At 60.8% G+C, this 19,933-nt stretch carries 19 protein-coding genes; 4 read left to right on the top strand and 15 right to left on the bottom strand.

Going from position 1 to position 19,933, the window contains the following annotated elements:
• The 4 genes from Q1A06_RS06600 to Q1A06_RS06585 form a co-directional block, all read right to left on the bottom strand.
• Positions 1-1,881 (bottom strand): VWA domain-containing protein, encoded by a 1,881-nt coding sequence (locus tag Q1A06_RS06600; protein WP_299560377.1) that lies wholly within the window; start codon positions 1,879-1,881, stop codon positions 1-3.
• 12 nt (positions 1,882-1,893) lie between these two features.
• Entirely contained in the window at positions 1,894-2,688 is a 795-nt protein-coding gene (locus Q1A06_RS06595) for a CbbQ/NirQ/NorQ/GpvN family protein (RefSeq protein ID WP_299560375.1), read from the bottom strand.
• A 2-nt stretch (positions 2,689-2,690) separates the two neighbouring features.
• Positions 2,691-4,040 carry a cbb3-type cytochrome c oxidase subunit I gene (locus Q1A06_RS06590; RefSeq protein ID WP_299560372.1) on the bottom strand — a complete coding sequence of 450 codons (1,350 nt, stop codon included), beginning with the start codon at positions 4,038-4,040 and terminating at the stop codon, positions 2,691-2,693.
• Positions 4,041-4,109: 69 nt separating this feature from the next.
• The gene (locus Q1A06_RS06585; protein ID WP_299560369.1) at positions 4,110-4,562 is read right to left on the bottom strand and encodes a cytochrome c; all 453 of its coding nucleotides are present in this window, start codon (positions 4,560-4,562) and stop codon (positions 4,110-4,112) included.
• 127 nt (positions 4,563-4,689) lie between these two features.
• On the opposite strand from Q1A06_RS06585, the gene Q1A06_RS06580 reads away from it, so the two are divergent.
• Positions 4,690-4,941, top strand: a complete 252-nt coding sequence (locus Q1A06_RS06580; RefSeq protein WP_299560366.1) for a DUF1858 domain-containing protein — start codon at positions 4,690-4,692, stop codon at positions 4,939-4,941.
• On the opposite strand, the gene Q1A06_RS06575 is transcribed toward Q1A06_RS06580, so the two are convergent.
• Entirely contained in the window at positions 4,889-5,602 is a 714-nt protein-coding gene (locus tag Q1A06_RS06575; protein WP_299560363.1) for a Crp/Fnr family transcriptional regulator, read from the bottom strand. The two genes, Q1A06_RS06580 and Q1A06_RS06575, sit on opposite strands and share 53 nt — an antisense overlap.
• Before the next feature lie 143 nt (positions 5,603-5,745).
• On the opposite strand from Q1A06_RS06575, the gene Q1A06_RS06570 reads away from it, so the two are divergent.
• From Q1A06_RS06570 to Q1A06_RS06560, 3 genes are all read left to right on the top strand, one after another.
• The gene (locus tag Q1A06_RS06570; protein ID WP_299560360.1) at positions 5,746-6,177 is read left to right on the top strand and encodes a pseudoazurin; all 432 of its coding nucleotides are present in this window, start codon (positions 5,746-5,748) and stop codon (positions 6,175-6,177) included.
• A 75-nt stretch (positions 6,178-6,252) separates the two neighbouring features.
• Positions 6,253-7,470, top strand: a complete 1,218-nt coding sequence (nirK, locus tag Q1A06_RS06565) for a copper-containing nitrite reductase (RefSeq protein ID WP_299560358.1) — start codon at positions 6,253-6,255, stop codon at positions 7,468-7,470.
• Between the two features lie 18 nt (positions 7,471-7,488).
• Positions 7,489-8,232: an SUMF1/EgtB/PvdO family nonheme iron enzyme gene (locus Q1A06_RS06560; RefSeq protein ID WP_299560354.1), complete on the top strand. Its 744-nt coding sequence runs from the start codon at positions 7,489-7,491 to the stop codon at positions 8,230-8,232.
• Positions 8,233-8,642: 410 nt separating this feature from the next.
• Here the strand turns inward: Q1A06_RS06560 and Q1A06_RS06555 are convergent, their stop codons facing one another.
• The 10 genes from Q1A06_RS06555 to Q1A06_RS06510 form a co-directional block, all read right to left on the bottom strand.
• Entirely contained in the window at positions 8,643-10,136 is a 1,494-nt protein-coding gene (locus tag Q1A06_RS06555; RefSeq protein WP_299560351.1) for a mannitol dehydrogenase family protein, read from the bottom strand.
• The gene (locus Q1A06_RS06550) at positions 10,124-10,897 is read right to left on the bottom strand and encodes an L-iditol 2-dehydrogenase (protein WP_299560348.1); all 774 of its coding nucleotides are present in this window, start codon (positions 10,895-10,897) and stop codon (positions 10,124-10,126) included. Before Q1A06_RS06550 ends, Q1A06_RS06555 begins: the two co-directional genes overlap by 13 nt.
• Positions 10,894-11,910, bottom strand: coding sequence for an ABC transporter ATP-binding protein (locus Q1A06_RS06545; protein WP_299560345.1), 1,017 nt, complete (start codon positions 11,908-11,910; stop codon positions 10,894-10,896). Before Q1A06_RS06545 ends, Q1A06_RS06550 begins: the two co-directional genes overlap by 4 nt.
• A gap of 50 nt (positions 11,911-11,960) precedes the next feature.
• A complete protein-coding gene (locus Q1A06_RS06540; protein WP_299560342.1) occupies positions 11,961-12,791 on the bottom strand; it encodes a carbohydrate ABC transporter permease in 831 nt (276 codons plus the stop codon).
• A gap of 10 nt (positions 12,792-12,801) precedes the next feature.
• The gene (locus Q1A06_RS06535; RefSeq protein WP_299560339.1) at positions 12,802-13,668 is read right to left on the bottom strand and encodes a sugar ABC transporter permease; all 867 of its coding nucleotides are present in this window, start codon (positions 13,666-13,668) and stop codon (positions 12,802-12,804) included.
• 111 nt (positions 13,669-13,779) lie between these two features.
• A complete protein-coding gene (locus Q1A06_RS06530; protein ID WP_299560336.1) occupies positions 13,780-15,084 on the bottom strand; it encodes a sugar ABC transporter substrate-binding protein in 1,305 nt (434 codons plus the stop codon).
• Between the two features lie 113 nt (positions 15,085-15,197).
• The gene (locus Q1A06_RS06525) at positions 15,198-16,229 is read right to left on the bottom strand and encodes a LacI family DNA-binding transcriptional regulator (RefSeq protein WP_299560333.1); all 1,032 of its coding nucleotides are present in this window, start codon (positions 16,227-16,229) and stop codon (positions 15,198-15,200) included.
• Positions 16,230-16,600: 371 nt separating this feature from the next.
• Positions 16,601-17,632 carry a type I glyceraldehyde-3-phosphate dehydrogenase gene (gap, locus tag Q1A06_RS06520; RefSeq protein WP_299560330.1) on the bottom strand — a complete coding sequence of 344 codons (1,032 nt, stop codon included), beginning with the start codon at positions 17,630-17,632 and terminating at the stop codon, positions 16,601-16,603.
• A gap of 89 nt (positions 17,633-17,721) precedes the next feature.
• Positions 17,722-18,648, bottom strand: a complete 927-nt coding sequence (locus Q1A06_RS06515; RefSeq protein WP_299560327.1) for a carbohydrate kinase — start codon at positions 18,646-18,648, stop codon at positions 17,722-17,724.
• Complete coding sequence (locus tag Q1A06_RS06510; RefSeq protein WP_299560588.1) at positions 18,645-19,799, bottom strand: ROK family transcriptional regulator; 1,155 nt, start codon at positions 19,797-19,799, stop codon at positions 18,645-18,647. The genes Q1A06_RS06515 and Q1A06_RS06510 overlap by 4 nt, the downstream gene beginning before the upstream one ends.
• Between the last annotated feature and the right edge of the window lie 134 nt (positions 19,800-19,933).

Raw genomic sequence — 19,933 nt, 5'->3', positions numbered from 1 at the left:
TCAGGTCTCCTGTGTCAGGGTGCGGTAAATATCGGGCAGGGCGCGTGGCAACCTCGCGGGATCGGGCAGCAGGCTGAATCCGCCGCGTCCGAAGATGCGCGCGAACCAGTCCTGCCCATCCTCGTCGATGATCACGCCGTGCAGCGACTGGCCCGCCCGCCGCGCCTCGCGTACCGCGAGACGGCTGTCTTCGATCCCGTGCTGCCCTTCGTAGTGGTCCAGATCGTTCGGCTTGCCATCGGTCAGAACGATCAGCAACTTGCGCACGGCGGGTTGGTCGGCCAGCCTCGCGGAGGTATGCCGGATCGCCGCGCCGAGCCGGGTGTAATGCCCCGGACGCAGCGCGCAGATGTTGGCGGTGATGGCCGGACCCATCTTGTCCTCGAATGCCTTGCAGCGCGTCAGGAACACGCGATCGCGGCGCAGTGACGAGAACCCCCAGATGCCAAGGCTGTCGCCGGCCGCGTCAATGCCGCCCGCCAGAGCGGCCAGTGCTTCGCGCGCCACGTCGATCACGCAGGTATCGCCCACCGCAGCCTCTGTCGAGCGCGAGGTGTCGATGAGAAAGGCGACTGCCAGGTCCCGGCTTTGCTGCCGCGCGGCCTGCCAGATCCGGTCGCTTCCCTGTCCGGTCGCACGCAGATCGGCCTGTGCGGTGATCAGCGCATCCAGGTCAAGCTCTGCCCCGTCAAGCTGGCGCGGTTGCACGACGCGGCGCGGTCGCAGCGTTTCGAACTGGCGTCGCACCTCGCGGATACGGGCGGGATCAGGAGTGAAACTGTCTTCGGGGTCGGGCACGGCGGGCGCGTCCAGAACACGGCAATGCGCGTCCATATATGTCGCACTTCGGTGGTTCCATTCGGGATAGGTGAACGCGCCCGCCACCTTTTCGTGATCCGCGTCGGCGGGCGACAGGTCAAGATGCAGGCGCAGGCGGGTGGCGGCGCGTTTGTCCACCTTGGACAGGGTAATCTCGTCCTGATCGTCCGCCGCTTTTTGAGCGTTTTCGGCATCGTCGTCATCGACGCTGCGGTTGAGGTTCATGGATTCCACCCACGACAGGATCGACTCGAACCGGTGCAGGATAAAGCTGTCCTTGCGATTTGCTTCGTCGCGCTCCTTGCGCGCGCCCAGCTTGCGGGTGGTGGTGGCGGCCACGGGGGGCGGTGCGGCTGCGGTTTCCGTGGCCTCTTGCGCGGCGTTCCCCGCGCCGGGAGCGTCAAAGCGCAACCAGAACGAGACCGGTGCGAAGGTCATGTAGTGGCGGTCGACCTCTACGGGGTCGAGGTTAGATTTCTGGCCGGTTAACTCCGCGCGCACGGCCCGTTCCATCGCCGTTTCCGCCGCCGGCAGACGCAGGGCGGGGCGCGCTGTCAGGGCGGATACGCACATCCGGCGATAGGCATCGCGCAACCCCGGACAGGCGACACCCACAAGATCGCACGCCGCGCTATTGGCGCTGATCTGGGCGCGATCCGCAGCAAAAGGGTTTTGCGCCGCATCCGGCACGCGCGCGTGCGCCGCGAGCGCCACCAGCCAGAAATAGGCGGCCCGGTTCAGTTCGGGATCGTCAAAGGCGGCGATGAACGGCGCAAGACGAAGCCGGGCGCCGTCAAAGCTGGCGACATATTCCTTTTCCCGCTCGGCACCGAGTTTGCGGTGCAGGCTGCGGCGGTGCCGGACCAGCGTGGCGGGTGCTTCGCTCAACGTCACGCCCGCATCACCACCGAGCGCGCGAAAGAGCATTGTCAGGCTCTGGCGCACCTGCGTCAGCGGCACCGCCGCGTCGAGGAAGCAGGTGTCGCCGCCCATCCCGTGCGCCATATCGTGCCACAGGTTGCCGATGGTCTCTTCCGGCTCCATCAGATCCATCAGTTTCATGATACGCCTCCCTCAGCCGTAGACGGTGGCGACCAGATCACGCAGCGCAGACTGGATGTCCGCGTCATCGCTCAATGGTTCGATAATCGCAGCCTCGACCGCCTGTATCACGCCCATGCCGCCGGCCATCAGCGTCGCTGCATAAATCAGCAATCGCGTCGAAACGCCTTCTTCGAGGTCCATGCCGGACAGCGCGCGGATATGACCCGCGAGCCGAACGAGAGGGGCCACCCGCCCGGCATCGAGCCCGCTTTCGTGCACGACGACGGCAAGTTCGAGGTCGGGTTTGGGAAAGTCGAAAGTGATCGACAGGAACCGCTGCCGGGTCGAAGGCTTCATGCGTTTGAGCACGTTCTGATAGCCGGGGTTGTAGCTGGCCACCAGCATGAAATCCGCGGGCGCGGTCAGGGTTTCGCCGGTGCGGTCGATCATCAAGCTGCGCCGATTGTCCGTTAGCGGATGAAGAACCACGGTCACGTCCTTGCGCGCCTCGATCACCTCATCGAGATAGCAGATCCCGCCCTCGCGCACGGCGCGGGTCAGCGGCCCGTCGACCCAGATCGTCTCGCCGCCCTTAAGCAGGTAGCGCCCGATGAGATCGGCGGCGGACAGATCGTCGTGACACGCCACTGTAAAGAGAGGCCTGCCCAGTTTTGCCGCCATATGCTCGACAAAGCGTGTCTTGCCGCACCCGGTCGGCCCCTTCAAGAGAAGCGGCAATCCGTTGCTGTAGGCCATTTCGAACAGGTCGCATTCGCGGCCCGAGGGGGCGTAGTGTGGCACGTCCATAGTGGTGAAGTCTCTCATTGTCATTCTCCTGCAACAGGTTGCGCCGGACCGGGCGCGATGACTTCGCGGTCACGCACGACCAACTGGCTGTAGATGAACAAGATCGCCCCGATCACCACGGCAAGGCCCGCGCCGAAGCGCATCATGTAGAAGATCGACAGGCTGTCCTGCACCTCCATGTAGTAGTCTCCGACGACGCGTTGCATGTGGGTCTGGATGGTGCCCGCAAAGGTCAGCACGAAGGTCATGAAGGCCATGCCGCCGGTCATCAGCCAGAAGCTCGCCATGTTGAGCACCTGATTATAGGGCTGACGTTGGCGCAGCAGCGGCATCGCGTAGCTGAAGATCGCGAGGTTCAGCGCGACATAGGCACCATAGAAAGACAGGTGTCCGTGGGCGGCGGTGATCTGCGTGCCGTGGCTGTAGAAGTTCACTCCGTGCAGTGTGTGCAGAAAGCCCCAGACACCCGCGCCGAAGAAGGCGACCGTGCTGGACCCCAGCGACCACAGCAATGCGGCCTTGTTTGGGTGGTTGCGCTTGCCTTTCCAGACCATGACGAAGGCAAACGACATCATCAGGAAGAACGGGATCACCTCGAACGTCGAGAAGATCGATCCGACCCACTGCCAATAGCCCGGCAAGCCGATCCAGTAGAAGTGGTGGCCGGTGCCCAGGATACCCGAGAAAAGCGCGGTGGCGACGATGACATAGAGCCATTTTTCAACGACTTCGCGGTCCACACCGGTCAGCTTGAGCAGCAAGAAGGCGAGGATCGCAGCCATCACCAGCTCCCATGTCGCCTCGACCCACAGGTGCACGACGAACCACCAGTACATCTTGTCAAGCGACAGGTTGTCGGGGTTGATGAAGGCAAAGACCCAGAGCAGCGACAAGAGCCACAGGCCCATGAGCAGCACGTTGGTGATCGCCGTCTTCTTGCCCGCGAGAACGGTCATCGAGATGTTGAACAGAAAGATCAGCGCCGCCACCAGGATGCCGAACTTGACCCAGAGCGGCTGTTCGAGAAATTCGCGCCCGCCGTGGATGCCGACAAGATAGCTGCCGACCGCACCCAGCGTGCCAACCACCAGGATGATCAGTTGCAGATAGGCGAGTTTCACCGAGAAGACCTCACGCTCCGATTCCTCGGGTACCAGAAAATAGGCAGCACCGAAAAAGCCCAGCAAAAGCCAAACGATCAGCGCGTTGGTGTGGATCATCCGGATGATGTTAAAGGGCAGCAGCTCGGACAGGAAGTTGGGTGACACATAGACCCACCCCGCCAGCAACCCGCCCACGACCTGGATCCCGAACAGCGCCATCGCGCAGACGAAATAGGCGTAGGCCACTTTTTGCGATTGATATTTCATGATGTTTGTTCCTTTTCGCGCAGGCTGAACCGATCTGCGATCACTGTTTTCGAGAGGGCGTGCCCCGCTTCAACCCGCTTCATTGGGCGGCCATCCTTGCGTGTCGGTCTGATCGGCCCAGCGCAGGAACTCGGCCAGCGCGCGAATTTCCTCGTCGGTAAGATTGAACTGCGGCATCTGGCGGCGGCCTTCGATGCCGCTGGGCTGACTTTCCATCCAGCCTTTCAATATGTCGAACGCGTCCTCGGGGCTGTCCTGCACGCCCCAGCGCGTCATCACGTTGCCAACCTCGGGCGCAAAATACGCGCCCTCTCCGTGCAGGGTGTGACAGTTGATGCACGAGTGACGCTCCCACACATGCTTCCCGAGCCTGACATCATCGGTCAGCGGCATTCCAGCGGTCGAGGTGTCGACCACATACCTGTGGCTTTGGGCGGTCAATGCGATGAAGACCACCACAAAGAAGATCGACCCGCCGTAGAACACGTTTCGCGCCCTTGATTTGGTTAGGAATTCAGCCATGCGTCGCAGCCCCCGATAATGTATGGATGCTGAGACCCTAGGTCGGGTGCGGGCGAAGAAGTTTGCGCCAGCGCAATGTTTCGCGGGATTGAGGCGCTACCTTCGGTGGAGGAAAAACGAGGGTGCCATGCAGCGCAAACGTCTGGACGATCCCGACCTGCCTCTGGAAGATCTGATGGAAGCCTGGCCGGCGACCATCGCGGTTTTCATGCGCCACGATATGCTGTGCGTGGGATGTCTGGTGAACCCGTTTCATTCGGTGATCGACGCCTGCGCCGAATACGGGCTGGATGTCGATAGCTTCTACGCAGAGCTGCGCGCTGTGATCAGCGCGCAGCGTTCGCCAACAACACAAGCTGGTGCGGATCGGACACGGTGATCCTCTTGCGCCCGCTCGCCACCAGCCCCTGTTTTTCCCACGCACTCAGCGTACGGCTGACGGTGTGCAGGGTAGTTCCGGTCATCTCCGACAGATCCTGACGGGTGATCGGGAAATCGATCTCGATCCCGGTGGCGACCTTGCGGCCCGTCTGATTGATCAACCGGAGCAGGGCGTTTGCGATGCGCTGTTCGACCTGCTGTGTCGCCATTTCCATGATACGGGTGTTCATTTCGCCGACCCGGGTGCCGACCGTTTTATAGGTCTCGGTCGCAAAGCCGTCGTAGTGTGCCGTGAATTGATCCCACAGCCGTGTCGGCCATGACAGCGCGATGGATTCCGCCGCCGTGATCGCGGTCGCCGGATATGTCGTGCGCCCCAGGGCCCGCGCAATTCCAAAAAGCTGCCCGCTGGGAATATGCAGCGCGATCACCTGCTCGCCGCCCGGCGTTATGCGCACGACACGGATGTATCCATCCAGCAGCATATAGAAACGGTCGGCGTCGTGACCTTCCTCAAATACCGCAACCCCTTCGTCGTAACGCCGCGAGCTGGCCAGATCCAGAATCTCCCGGATCTGCCGGCTGTCGAGTTTCGAGAAGGGAGGCACATTGTTCAGAAGGCTTTCGTCAAGCCGTGGTGCGGTGCGGGAGCGTGTCATAACGGCATTTTGCATAGTTGCGCGGCCAGAGCCATCAAATAGATCCCCATCAACAAAACACGGCCATTCTTGTTGCGCCAGCGCAAGGTGGGCCGCCGGGGTCGCCGTAATGTGCGTGCAACACCAATCGAAAGGAAAGCAAAATGCTTCGCACATCTTCATTAACGCTCGCCCTCGGACTTGCCCTGTCCGGCGCCGGTTATGCCGAGACCTTCGAGGTCAGGATGCTCAACAAGGGGGCGGAGGGCACGATGGTCTTTGAGCCTTCGTTCTTGCAAATCGCTGCCGGTGACAGCGTTCTGTTCGTCCCGACCGACAAGGGTCACAACGCCGAAACCGTGAAAGGCATGATGCCGGAAGGGGCCGAAAGCTTCATCGGCAAGATGAACAAGGAAATCGAGGCTACTTTCGATGTCGAAGGCGTCTATGGCGTTATGTGCAAGCCACACTACGCGATGGGCATGGTGATGACGATCGAAGTGGGTGACGCTGACACCGCCCCCGACGGCTTTCTCGAAGGCCGGGTGCCGAAAAAAGCCAAAGAGCGTTTCGAAGCGCAACTCGGCAATCTGTAACGCCATATTTTTAGATCAAATTTAGCGGCACGACGCGACGACCCGTGCCGCGCAACCCCCAAAGGGGAGACCGAAATGACCAAGTTCATCAATCCGGGCCTCATGAAAACCAGCCGCCGCAATGTTCTGCGCGGATCCGTTCTGGCCGGTGCCGCTGCCCTGACCGGCGCGAAAGGCATGGCCGCGCCGCGCAGCCCCAAGCTGTATGCGGCAAATACGCAATCGGCCAATCTGTACAAGGCGTCCGCCGATCAGTCGCGTGGCAGCGCGGCCAAACCCGCCGATCTGTCCGGCTATACCCGCGTTAAGCAGGAGATGGTCGCCCCCCCCTTTGCGCCGATTCACGAACAGGTCGCAACGGGCGGTCCGAAAATCATCGAAATCACCATGGATACCACCGAACGACTGATGGTGGTGGACGAGGATACGGGCGCCAGCATCTGGGCCCTGACCTACAACGGGTCGGTCCCCGGGCCGCTGATCGTGTGTCACGAGGGCGACATGATCGAGCTGACGCTGCGCAACCCCGCCGACAGCCAGATGGAGCACAACATCGACTTCCACGCCTCCACCGGCGCGCTTGGCGGGGGCGGGCTGACCCATGTGTATCCCGGTGAGGAATGCGTGCTGCGCTGGAAGGCGACAAAGCCGGGGTGCTTTACCTACCACTGCGCCCCCGGTGGTGCGATGATCCCCTATCATGTGTGCCACGGCATGAACGGTGCCGTCATGGTGCTGCCGCGTGACGGGCTCAAGGACCGCGACGGCAACGCCCTGTACTACGACTCAATCGCCTATATCGGCGAGCAGGACTATTACCTGCCGATGGACGAGAACGGCGATTACATCAGCTATGCCACAGCGGGCGAGGATTATGCCGACAGTCTGGACGCGATGCGCACCCTGACCCCGACCCATTCGGTGTTCAACGGCGCGGTGGGTGCCCTGACAGGCGCGCATGCGCTGAAGGCCCGTGTCGGCGAGACCGTGCTGATGATCCACAATCAGGCCAACCGCGATTCGCGCCCGCACCTTATCGGCGGGCATGGCAACTACGTCTGGGAGACCTCGTTCAGCGATACGCCCAACACCGGCATGGAGACATGGTTTGTCCGCGGCGGCAGTGCGGTCGCGGCGATGTACACCTTCGAGCAGCCCGGCGTTTATGCCTACGTGAACCACAATCTGATCGAGGCTGCCCTGCTGGGCGCCACCGCGCATTTCGTTGTCGAGGGCGCGTGGGACAACGCGCTGATGGAGCAGATCGTGGCCCCCCGCGCATTCCAGACCTGACCGAGAAGGGGACCGGCCATGACCGTCGCCAGACCTAAAAGATCCCTGCGCAGAACAGCGGCATTGGTGGTGGTCGTCGGGGTGGGCGTTGTCGGGGCCGCGCTGATGATTCAGCGCGGCCCCGATCCCGCCGATCCGCCGGTGATGGCTGATTACCCCGTTGTGATGCCGCTGGGCACACGGATTTTCGTGCAGAAATACGAGGTCACGGTGGCGGAATGGAACGCCTGTGCGCGGGCGGGCGCGTGCGGCATCACGCTGCGGGCGCCGGCGGGAAAAAACTCAGAAACCACCCCCGCAACCGGCCTCTCCTTCGTCGATGCGGGCCACTACCTTGATTGGATCAACCGCACCACGGGGTACAAATTCCGGCTGCCCAGTCTGGCGGAGTGGGAGCATATGGCGGCGGAAGTTCTGCCACAGGCCCCCGACCCGATCTTCACCGCACCGGAGTTATCGTGGGCCTCCGCCTACCTGACCGCGCCGCAAACTAAGCGGACATTGCGCGCCCAGGGGGCGTTTGCGACCACGTCGCAGGGCATCGCTGATCTGGACGGCAGCGTTTGGGAATGGACATCGGACTGCTATGCGGGGGCCTACGAGGGCACGCTTAGACCGGACCGCTGCCCGGCGTTCTTCGTCGGCGGGGAGCATGTCGCGGCGATTTCGTTTCTCGAACGCGATCCGGCGCGGGGCGGTTGCGCCGTGGGCGCGCCGCCCGCGCATCTCGGGATGCGGCTGGTGTCCGACCAAAAGCCATAGCCGACGCCCGTTGTGACCCCGGGCGATGTGAGGTGGTTTGCATGGTCAGACCGCAGGCGGGGCAGGGCCATTGACCAGTACACGGCAGTAGCGGCATTCCAAAGCCGTCACCCCCTCTGTCCGGAGCAGACGTCCCTTAGGAAACGTGACGGTCTCATCATGGTGTTCGTGAGGTCGTCCAGGCTATGGATTTGACCGGCGATGAACGCGGGCGGCCCGCCCGGTTCTTTTCTCCGAGATCGAGCGATGCAAACCTGAAAAGAGGTTCACCGGATCCGGCCGTTCGCGACCGATGGCGGTTTCCCGTTCTACGCCAGAGACGTACGCGCCGAGCATGCTGAGGGGAACGCAAGGACCGTCCGGTAGACACGGTTCAAGCGCGGGGTCAACGACACGGGCCTTGCGTAGATCTAGACGGACGCCTTTTCGTGCGCGTGCCGCGCATATTCGCTGAGTGCGGTTTCGCACCCCTGGGTCCAGATCAGCGGGAGCCATTTGCAGAACGCCTCGGAAAACGGCTTGGATTCGATCAGATCGCCGTAGATCCTGCGTTGCTCCAGCCACGCTGCGGGTCGTGATTTTGCGGACTGCGCAGCCTGTGTCAGGTCATTCCACATCGGATCGTTTGCCTCGATCACGGTCCCGTTCTCGCGGGTGCCGGCGCACATGCGGGCCCAAAAAGCCTCGACCAGAGCGAGACCTTCGACGGAACGTCCGGCCGCCAGTTGGTCGCGCAGGATCGGCAGGACAAAGCCGGGATGACGGGCGGAGCCGTCGTACGCCACCCGCCGGGTCGTGTCGACGATCCGCGGGTTGGAAAATCGCTCTTCGATCAGATCGACGTACGCGACAGGTGTTTTTCCCGGAACGGGGGCGACGGTTGGTGCGATTTCGGTTCTCTGGACCTTGCCGAAGAAGTCGCGGATGCCGGGATGGGCCATACATTCGGCGATGGTCTCGATGGCCAGTATCTCGCCGATATTGGCGATGACCTGGTGCCCCGCATTCAGGATACGGATTTTCATTGTCTCGTAGGCGTGTACATTATCCGAGAATGTGGCGCCGACCTGATCCCACGCCGGACGACCGGCGCAGAACTTGTCCTCGATGACCCACTGGCGGAACGCCTCGTGGGTAACGACGGCGGCATCCTTGATCCCGAAATCGGCGGCCAGTGCCAGCTCTTTCGGGCCAGTTGCGGGGGCGATGCAATCGACCATCGAATTGGGGAAGGTCACGTTGCTCTCGATCCAGTCGGCAAGATCGGGGTCGGACATTCTGGCCAGCGACACAACGGTCTGGCGCAGGATGTCACCGTTGCCCTGCAGGTTATCGCAGCTCAGGCCGGTGAACGACCCATGGCCTGCATTGCGGCGCGCGCGCAGGGCGGCGACGATGGCGCCGAACGCGGTCCGGGGGGCGTCCGGGCGCGCCGCATCATGGACCAGATCCGGATGCGCGCCGTCGAAGCCTTTTGTGACGGGGTCGATGTAATAGCCGCTTTCGGTCACGGTCATGGCGACGATCCGAATGGCGGGATCCGACATTTGACGGATCAGCGGCGCATTGCCTTCTTCGATGGGTAGATAGCCGATCATCGAACCGACGACCTCGGCCGAGACATTTTTCGGATCGAGTTCAATCAGTGTGGTCAGGCAATCCTGTGCCAGCAGCTTGTCGCGCATCGCGGCGTCGTAGGGACGTACGCCGGCACCAATGATGGCCCAGTCGTGCGCCTGACCGCCCTGCATCAGCCGGTGCAGATACCACGCCTGATGCGCGCGGTGAAAGTTCCCGACGCCGATATGCACGATACCCGCTGTCAGCGCCGCGCGGTCATAGCGGGGGCGTTCCACGTTCAGTTGATCAAGCGTTGCGTTCGAAAGGGAGATCAGCTCATCCATTGTCCACCATCCACGTTATAGGTTTGCGCGACGATGTAGTTCGCCGCATCGCTGGCCAGAAAAACGGCCATGCCGGTCAGATCGTCGGGGGTGCCCATGCGTCCAAAAGGCACGGCAGCGCCGACTTCTCGTTTCTTCTGACCGGGTGCCTTGTGTTCATGTTTCGCAAAGAACGCGTCCACGCCATCCCAGTGTTCGCCGTCGACGACACCTGGGGAAATTGCGTTCACGTTTATACCGTGTTTGATCAGATCAAGCCCGGCAGATTGTGTCAGGCTGATCACTGCCGCCTTGGTCGCGCAATAGACCGCAACCAGAGGTTCGCCGCGCCGTCCGGCCTGGCTGGCCATGTTGATGATCTTGCCACGACCACCCCGCGCTATCATATGGCGGGCCACGGCTTGTGTCGTGAACAGCGTCCCGGCCACGTTGATGTCAAAGACCCGCGCGTAATCGGCGCGCTCAATTTCGACGATGGGGGAGGCGGTAAAGAGTGCGGCATTGTTGATGAGGATGTCGATCTGGCCGAAACGATCGACCGTGTTGCGTACTGCGTCGTCGATGCTGGTTTGATCCGTCACATCCATGCGGATCGCTATCGCATCCTCACCCAACGCATCGGCTGTCGCCTCGGCGCGCGCCGCGTCGATGTCGGCAATGGCAACCCGCGCGCCTTCGCGCAGGTAGGCCGCTGCAAAGGCCCGCCCGATTCCACGGGCGGCACCTGTTATCAGGGCTGTTTTTCCAGCCAGTTGCATCAATCGACCCTCAGGCCCTGCGCGTCGAACTTGTGCAGTTTGTCGAGCTGTGGGGTGAGGTAGATATCGTCGCCATGCTTGGCCTGGATGTCGCCGGTGATGCGCACGGTGAAAAGATCGTCCGGCCCCGTTTCGAGGCCTGTGTCGTGGACGTGGATGAACGTGTCCGATCCCAGATGCTCGGCCACGCCGACGCGGCCTTTCCACATGCCTTCGGTCTTGCTGACGTCAGTGTGCTCGGGGCGTATACCGATGGTCGCGGCCCCGTGCTTTTGCGCCTCGGTGCCTTTGATCAGGTTCATCTTGGGCGAGCCGATGAAGCCGGCCACGAACTCGTTGCGTGGCGTGTGGTACAGCTCAAGCGGGGAGCCGACCTGTTCGATGAAACCGGCGCGCAGCACGACGATCTTGTCGGCCATGGTCATCGCTTCGACCTGGTCGTGGGTGACGTAGATCATGGTCGTCGCAAGGCGCTTGTGCAGCTCGCTGATCTCCAGCCGCATGCCGACACGCAATGCGGCATCGAGGTTCGACAGAGGCTCGTCGAACAGGAATGCCGAAGGTTCACGCACAATGGCCCGACCGATGGCGACCCGCTGACGTTGCCCGCCCGAAAGCTGGCCCGGCTTGCGGTCGATGTAGTCGGTGAGGTTCAGCGCCTTCGCGGCCGCGTCTATCCGACGCTTCTGTTCGTCCTCCGGCACGCCCGCCATCTTCATCGGGAACGCGATGTTCTTGCGCACCGACATGTGCGGATAAAGCGCGTAGGACTGGAACACCATCGCCAGACCGCGCTTGGCGGGTGGCACGTTGGTGGCATCACTTCCGTCGATGTCGATGTGGCCGGAGGTGATGTCCTCAAGCCCCGCGATCAGGCGCAGCAGGGTGGATTTGCCGCAACCCGACGGTCCGACAAAGACCGTGAACTCGCCATCTTCGATTGTCAGGTCGAGCGGTGGAATGACTTGCACATCGCCAAAGCTCTTGGTCACTTGATTGAGTTTAATCTGTCCCATTGGTCAGGTTCCTTTCCAGTAGCCCTATCGCTACGCTACATGAGGGCGATTTATTTCACGGCGCCAAAGGTCAGGCCGCTGACAAGTTGTTTCTGGCTGAACCAGCCGAGAATGAGGATCGGTGCGATGGCCATCGTCGAGGCCGCACTGAGTTTGGCGAAGAACAACCCTTCGGGGCTGGAGTAGCTGGCGATGAAGGCCGTCAGAGGGGCCGCGTTGGCCGCCGTCAGGTTCAGGGTCCAGAACGCCTCGTTCCACGCCAGGATAAAGTTCAGCAGCAGGGTCGAGGCAATGCCCGGGATCGCCATTGGCGTGAGAACATAGAGGATCTCTTCCTTCAGCGAAGCACCGTCCATCCGCGCGGCTTCGAGGATCTCGCCCGGAATTTCGCGGAAGTAGGTGTAGAGCATCCAGACGATGATCGGCAGGTTCATCAACATCAGGATGATGACAAGCGCGATGCGGCTGTCGAGGATCCCGAGTTTGATGCAGATCAGGTAGATCGGATACAACACACCCACGGCCGGCAGCATCTTGGTCGACAACATCCAGAGCAGAATGTCTTTGGTCCGTCTTGATGGCACGAAGGCCATCGACCAGGCGGCGGGAACTGCGATAATGATACCGAGGATCGTGGAACCGCCGGCGATGATAATCGAGTTCCACAGGAACTTGGCATAGTTCGAACGCTCCAGAACGGCAGTGTAGTTTTCCATCGTCCAGTTGAAAGCGAGGAAGACCGGAGGGTCTGCGATCGCCGTTGCTTCGGTCTTGAAGCTGGTGAGGATCGTCCAGAGGATCGGGAAGAAGATCAGCAAACCAATGCCCCAGGCTGCGGCCGTGTTGATGATCTTGCGTTGCGTTTTTACTGAGCGGGCCATTCTATCCTCCTCAAGCGTCGAGATTCTTGCCGACGATGCGCATCAGGAAGATGGCAACGATATTGGCGAGAATGATTGCGTAAACACCACCTGCGGACCCAAGCCCGATGTTCTGACTTTCAAGCACGCGCTGGAAGATCAGGTAGGTAAGTGTGCGGGTTCCGAATGCGCCGCCCGTGGTGACGAAGATTTCGGCGAAGATTGCCAGCAGGAAGATCGTCTGGATCAGCAGCACGATCGTGACGGCACGGCTCAGGTGGGGCAGGGTGATAAAGGCGAAGCGTTTGAGCGGTGGCGCGCCATCCATTTCCGCGGCTTCCAACTGTTCGCTGTCAAGCGACTGGATCGCCGTCAGCAGGATCAGCGTGGCAAAGGGCAACCACTGCCAGGACACGATCAACACGATGGAGGGCAAGGAAGCCTCCGACAGCCACGAGACCGGCTCGGCGCCGAAGAACCGCCACAGATGGGCGAACAGGCCGTTGGTGGGATCCATGAACATGTTTTTCCAGACAAGGGCGGAAACAGTGGGCATGACGAAAAACGGTGCAATCACCAGAATTCGAACGACACCCTGGCCCCACATCGGCTGATTGAGCAGGATGGCCAGCAGGATGCCGAAGACGATGGTGATCGCCAGCACGCCGCCCACGATGATCAAGGTGGCGGAGACCGATGGCCAGAAGGCGCTGGAACTGACGAAACGGACGTAGTTCTCGAAGCCGACCCACCCCAGATCGCCGCCGCGCATCGGCAGGTACTTCTTGAACGAGAATATCAATGTCATGATCAGCGGGATGAGCATCCAGCCGAGAAGCAAGACGACGGCGGGGGCCATCATGATGCGGGCGGCAGATCGGGAATGTTGGGTTGCCATCGGGCATACCTCCTCTGTTGATAACCCTAGGTTATCTTGAACGGAGCTGCGAAAGGAGAAAATTTCGATGTTCGGGGGGCAGGACTGACCGCCCCCCGAAAGTCGGACAGCTTAGCGGTAGCCAGCGGCTTCCATTGCGTCGTTGGTCAGGGCCTGTGCCTTCTCAAGCGCTTCCTCGACGGTCTGCTGACCGGCGTAGACGGCGGAGAATTCCTGGCTGACTTCCGTTGCGATGCCCGCAAACTCGGGGATCGCGACGAACTGGACGCCAACGTAAGGAACCGGATCGACCGTCGGGTTCTTCGGGTCTGCCACGTTGATGGATTCAAGCGTCATGGCTGCGAAAGGAACGGCCTTGTAGTTTTCGTTCTCGTACAGCGATGTGCGTGCACCTGGAGGGACGTTCGCCCAGCCTTCGTTGGCCGCGACGAGCTCGATGTACTCCTTCGAAGTCGCCCACTCGACGAACTCCTTGGCGGCGTCTTCCTTCTGTGTGCCGGCGGGGATCGCCAGTGCCCAGGCCCAGAGCCAGTTCGCGTTCTTGCCCTTCCCGGTGTTTGGCGCGAGGGCAAAGCCGACCTTGTCGGCAACCGTGGAATCGTCAGGATTGGTCACAAAGGAGGCCGCGACAGTCGCGTCGATCCACATGCCGCATTTGCCTTGCTGGAACAGGTTCAGGTTCTCGTTGAAGCCGTTCGTCGCATAGCCGTTGGGGCCGGATTCGTTCATCATCTCGACAAAGAACGTGAGGGCTTCGTTCCAGGCGGGCTGATCGAACTGGGCGTTCCAGTCCTCGTCGAACCAGCGCGCACCGAAGGAGTTGGCCGTCACGGTGATGAGCGCACCACCTTCACCCCAGCCGGCCTTGCCGCGCAGGCAGATGCCGTTGATGTCGTTTTCGCGATCCGTCATCGCCGCCGCCGCTTCGCGGATGAAGTCCCACGTCGGAGCCTGTGGCATTTCCAGACCGGCCTTCTCCATCAGGTCGGTGCGGTACATGATCATCGAGCTTTCGCCGTAGAACGGCGCGGCATAGAGCGTGCCATCATAGCTCAGGCCTTCGCGCATCGCGGGCAGGATGTCATCCGCATCGTACGCGTCGGACAGGCCGTCCAGCGGGACCAGCCAATCGTTGGCCGCCCAGATGGGTGTTTCATACATGCCGATTGTCATGATGTCGAATGAACCGCCCTTTGCCGCGATATCTGTAGTGACACGCTGGCGCAGAACGTTCTCTTCCAGTGTGACCCACTCGACGGTATGGCCGGTTTTTTCCGTGAAATTGTCGGTATAGCCCTGCATGCGGACCATGTCGCCGTTGTTCACCGTCGCGATGACAAGATTCTCGGCGGTTGCACTCCCTGCTGTGACAAGCGCCATGGTCGTCGCAGCATAGACTGTTTTTGTAAGTGACATCCCGTTATCCTCCTCGTTAGATGGTAGGATAAAGTTACAAGAATGTGTGACGCGAAGTCAATTATAATTTATCGCGCGTAAAGAAATTTATGCACCTGAGCGATTCCAACTATTTACGCAGATTCCCGCATAACGAGACGGCCTTCAAATGTCGTTTCTGTCCGGACTGTGGCAGGTGCTTTCGTCTCGAGCATGCCGAAAAGATCGTTTACCGCCCGATTCGCGATTGCCTCGTAATCTTGCGCGATTGTCGTTAGCGGCGGACAGGTGAACCGCGAGAACGGGTGATCGTCATGGCCTGCAATGCGCAGATCGCAATCCACGCCATGCCCGACGCGCAAACCAAGACCGTAAGCCGCCGACAGCATCCCGATCGCAAGGCGGTCGTTGCTGCACAGGATCGTGCGGGTCGTGAACGCATTCGCGGCGAGCAGGCGGCCGCCCTCGGTGTTGCCGATTTCCTCGAACTTCCAGCCTTCGCCCTCTCCCTGAAAGATCATCGGCACGTGTCCGTGCCGCTCCATGCTTTCGATATAGGCTTCGCGCCGCTTGTTGGCGTTCGGGTTCGGCGGGGATTTCATTTCGAAGAAACAGGGCGCTTCCCCGCTGCGGCACAGATATTCGACCATGAGATCGACGCTTTGGAAATTGTCTGTTCCAACAAACGCTTGGCCCACGTTCTTGATGTTGGCGTCGAACAGAACGAGGGGGAAATCGCTGTCGAACGCGCGTATCGCTTCACAATCGGACATCCGCCCGAAGGGTGCCAGCAAAACGCCGGCAGGCTTGAGCGATCTGAGTGAGTTCAGGTTGTCGCGTTCCATCTCCGCCCGGCCGTGAGAGCTGAGCAGAATGGGACTGTATCCCGCTTCGATACAGGCCAGTTCGACCCGTCGCCCGATTTCAGAGAAAAACGGATCCGCGAGGTTTGGCACAACGACCCCGATGTTTTTCGTCGTCCGCCTGTTCTGGTTCATCGCAAAGACGTTGGGTTGGTAGTCGTGCTTCTCCAACGCCGCCTCGATTTTCGCGCGGGTAGAAGAGCGCACGCTTGCCGGATCGTTGAAATACTTTGAGACCGTCGGGCGGGAAATACCGCTTATCGACGCGAATTCTTCCATGTTGCGAATTTTCAGCTGACCCATTTTTACACCTGATTTTCCATAAGGTAACGCGCGATAATTTTTATAAGATAGGAGGTAAGTCTGGAAAACGTCAAGAGAGGATCTCGTCCGGCACCGCAGGGTGCTTTCGATTTGAACGCAATGCGAAGAAATTGTGCAGAAGAAAGGTTGCGATTGCACCACGCACGGAGCACCGCGTCCGACTTCGTCGGTACGCGGAATTGGTCGGCGGCGGTAAAAGAAAAAGGCGGCAGGCGCGCAGATCTGATGCTGCGCGCAACGCCGCCTGGTCATGGGTCCTGTCCGTCAGATCGGACCGTGTGGATCCGCGGCCTAACCGGCAGAAGCGTCGGACGCAATGATGTCCACTACTCTTACCGCAAAGTCGCGTTTCAGCTTGCGAGATTAAGTCGGGCGGGAGCCGCGAGCAATGCCCCCATGCGCCGGCCGGTGTCGATCATCCGGTTGGAGAACCCCCATTCGTTGTCATACCAGCTTACCACCCGGACCATTCCGCCGTCGGTGACTTTTGTTTGCGCTGCGGCAAAGCACGATGAGTGGGTGTCGTGGTTGAAGTCGATTGATACCAGCGGATCGGTTTCGAACGACAGAATGCCCGCAAGGTCGCCCCGTGCGGCTTCGGCGATGGCTGTGTTGACGTCATCGGCTGTGACAGGGCGTTCGGGCATGAAGCAAAGATCAATCATGGAAACGTTGGGCGTGGGCACACGCACTGCGGACCCTTCGAGCTTTCCGGCAAGCTGTGGCAGCACGAGCGAAATCGCTTTCGCGGCACCGGTCGAAGTCGGCACCATCGACACCGAAGCGGCACGGGCGCGATAGAGGTCCTTGTGATTGGTGTCGTGGCTCGGCTGGTCGCCGGTAAAGGCGTGGATCGTCGTCATGTAGCCCGTCTTGATACCGAACGCGCGGTCCAGAACCATCGCAACGGGGGCAAGACAGTTGGTCGTGCACGATGCATTGGAAACGATAATGTCGTCGGTGCCGAGATCCGCGTCATTCACGCCGTAAACGACCGTCCGGTCCGCGTCCTTGCCGGGGGCCGAGATCAGCACACGCTTGGACCCGTTGCTGAGATGGCGCTTGGCCTGATCGCGGGCTGTGAACAAGCCCGTACATTCGTAGGCCACGTCGACATCCCGCCAGGGCAGATCCACGGGGTCGCGCAGTGCCGTCAATTGGATCCGCTGGTTGCCGACAATCAGCGTGCCACCGTCAATCTCGACTGTTTCGTTCAGGCGGCCATGCACGGAATCGTATTTCAGCAGATGCGCGATGGTTTCGGCGGGGGCCAGATCATTGATCGCGACAAGCTCGATATCAGTGTCCTTCTGATCGATGAGAGCGCGCAAGACGCAGCGACCGATACGGCCAAATCCATTGATTGCGATTTTCGTTGTCATCGTTTGTCACTCCATTTCTGGTTGGTTTCCGTAGCAGCGGTTTAGGTAGCGCTAACATCGGTTTCAAAAAAATGTTCAGTCAGGAACTGTCACAGCTCATCTGCCCATGGCGGGTTGGCACCAGCGCGCGACACGGTCACTGCGGCGACACGCGCGCCGTGGACAAGGGCCTGTTCCAAGGCATCGACGGCAAGGGACCTCAGTTTGGTTTTCTGCAGTGCGCCCAGTTCGTAGAGCTTGGCAAGAACGCCCGCATTGAAAGTGTCGCCTGCACCGACCGTATCGGCGATTTCGACCCGCGACGCGACCACCGTTACCTCGGATCCGTCCGCAAGAAACCCGGTCGCGCCTTCGCTGCCACGGGTCAGGATCACGACGCTCGGCCCTGCATCGAGAACGGTCTCGACCTTTTCCTTCAACGAAAGTGGGGCGGGCACTATCCAGTTCAGATCTTCGTCCGATACCTTCACGATGTCGGCCATCGCCATCATCCGGTCCAGACGGTGGCGGTATTTGTCGATGTCCTGAATGAACTGCGGACGAATGTTGGGATCCAACATCACTGCGCGGTCTGCCCCTTCGCGCCTGAGAAGGGTGGCGTAGGTATTGGCACCCGGTTCGCACGCAAGGCTGATACCGCCGAAATATAGCGACGAAACTTCGCTCGATAGGGCGGGCAGATCTTCGATGGCCAGCATCCGGCCCGCCGAATTCTCGTCAAAGAACGAGTAGGTGGCGTGACCGTCCTGAAGATGCACGAACGCCAGCGTTGTAGGACGATCCGAGGGGATCACATGCGAGGTGTCGACGTGGCTTGCCCTTAGGGCGTCGGACAGTTGCTGCCCGAACATATCGGTCGACAGACCCGTCAGCATTCCGGTCTGTACGCCCAGCCGACCCAGCGCGATAGAGGTGTTGAACACCGCGCCGCCCGCATGCGGCACGAACCCGTCGCGACCGGCCGTGGTTGGCGTCGGTATCATGTCGATGAGCGCTTCTCCGCAACACAGGATCATTTGGCTGGGCCTTTCTGATACATATTCTTCTCCACGAGAAAGCGTTCGGACAATGGCAGGCTGGCCGCGCCGAGCACCCGCGCGTCCGGCCCGATCGACCCTTCGAGAATTTCCGGTTTCCGGACGCCCGCGATAGGTATGTCAGCCACATGTGTCCGAACCCGCCGGGCAAGCTCTGCCCGCATCTGCGCGGGCATCCAGCCGTCGATCAGCACATGCGCCACGTCGATGAGACAGACGGTAGACAGGATTGCCTGCGCGATCCCGAACGATGCGTTGTCCAGCCAGGCATTCAGCGGTGCATCGGGGATGTTCCATTTTACAGGTGTGTCCCAGATCATCGCGTTCCTGTCGCCGTTCGCGATCACGTCCCGTTCCAGATTGGCAAGCGAGGCGCCATCGACCAGCTGGTGCAGGCGGCCATCTGCGGTCGGCACGATCATGGATCCCAGGGCGGCGGCATTGCCGGTGCGCCCGGTGTGAAGCGTGTTGTCGAGGACCAGACCGCCCCCAATGAAAAAACCGACGAAGAAATACAGGAAGTCGCGTGGTTTGTCCTGGTCGCCAAAGACAAGCTCGGCCCCGCACGCTGTCGATGCATCGTTGCAGACAAAGACCGGAAAGTCCTGCTCAGCCCCGATTTCGGCGGCGATGTCGCGGTCTTTCCACCCGCGCATCTCCTCGGCACTGTGCCCCAGCGTTTCGGCCCAATCCCAAAGCTGAAAGGGCAACGCGATGCCCAGTCCAGCCACCCGGGATATGTGCTCGGCTGGCAGTTTGGCAAGCATCTGTTCGATCGCGTCCCGCACGAATTGCAGGGTCGCGTCAGGCGTCGGATAGGGGTGATTGGTGCGCACACGATGCTGCACTTCACCCAGAAAATCGGTCAGCACCAGATCGAGACTGCGCCGACCTACCTTCAGCCCGAAGAAAAAAGCACCGTCCCTGGCAAGATCCATCGGGATTGACGGCTGTCCGATCCTTCCGCGCACAGGTTCTCCGCGGACCAGCAGCCCGTCCTTTTCCAGCGCGCGCATGATGACAGAGACAGTTTGCGCGGAAAGGCTTGTGCTACGGGCGATCTCGGCCTTGGCCATGGCACCGGACCTGCGGATCAGGCTCAGGACCAGCCGCTCGTTGTAACCGCGCATGCCGCTTTGGTTCGACCCCCGGTGCGCGGTGTCAGGACCGTGCCGTTCTCCTTCGAATTTCAGAACCTGTTCCATCACTCTTTCGGAATCCATATTGCGACCTGTGGGGAAACTGACCCAGAAAGCGGTGCCAT

The sequence above is a fragment of the uncultured Sulfitobacter sp. genome, from assembly GCF_947497275.1.
GTDB lineage: Bacteria > Pseudomonadota > Alphaproteobacteria > Rhodobacterales > Rhodobacteraceae > Sulfitobacter.
The sequence above is the reverse complement of the archived record's forward strand: the minus strand, read 5'-3'. Positions and strand labels throughout refer to the sequence as shown.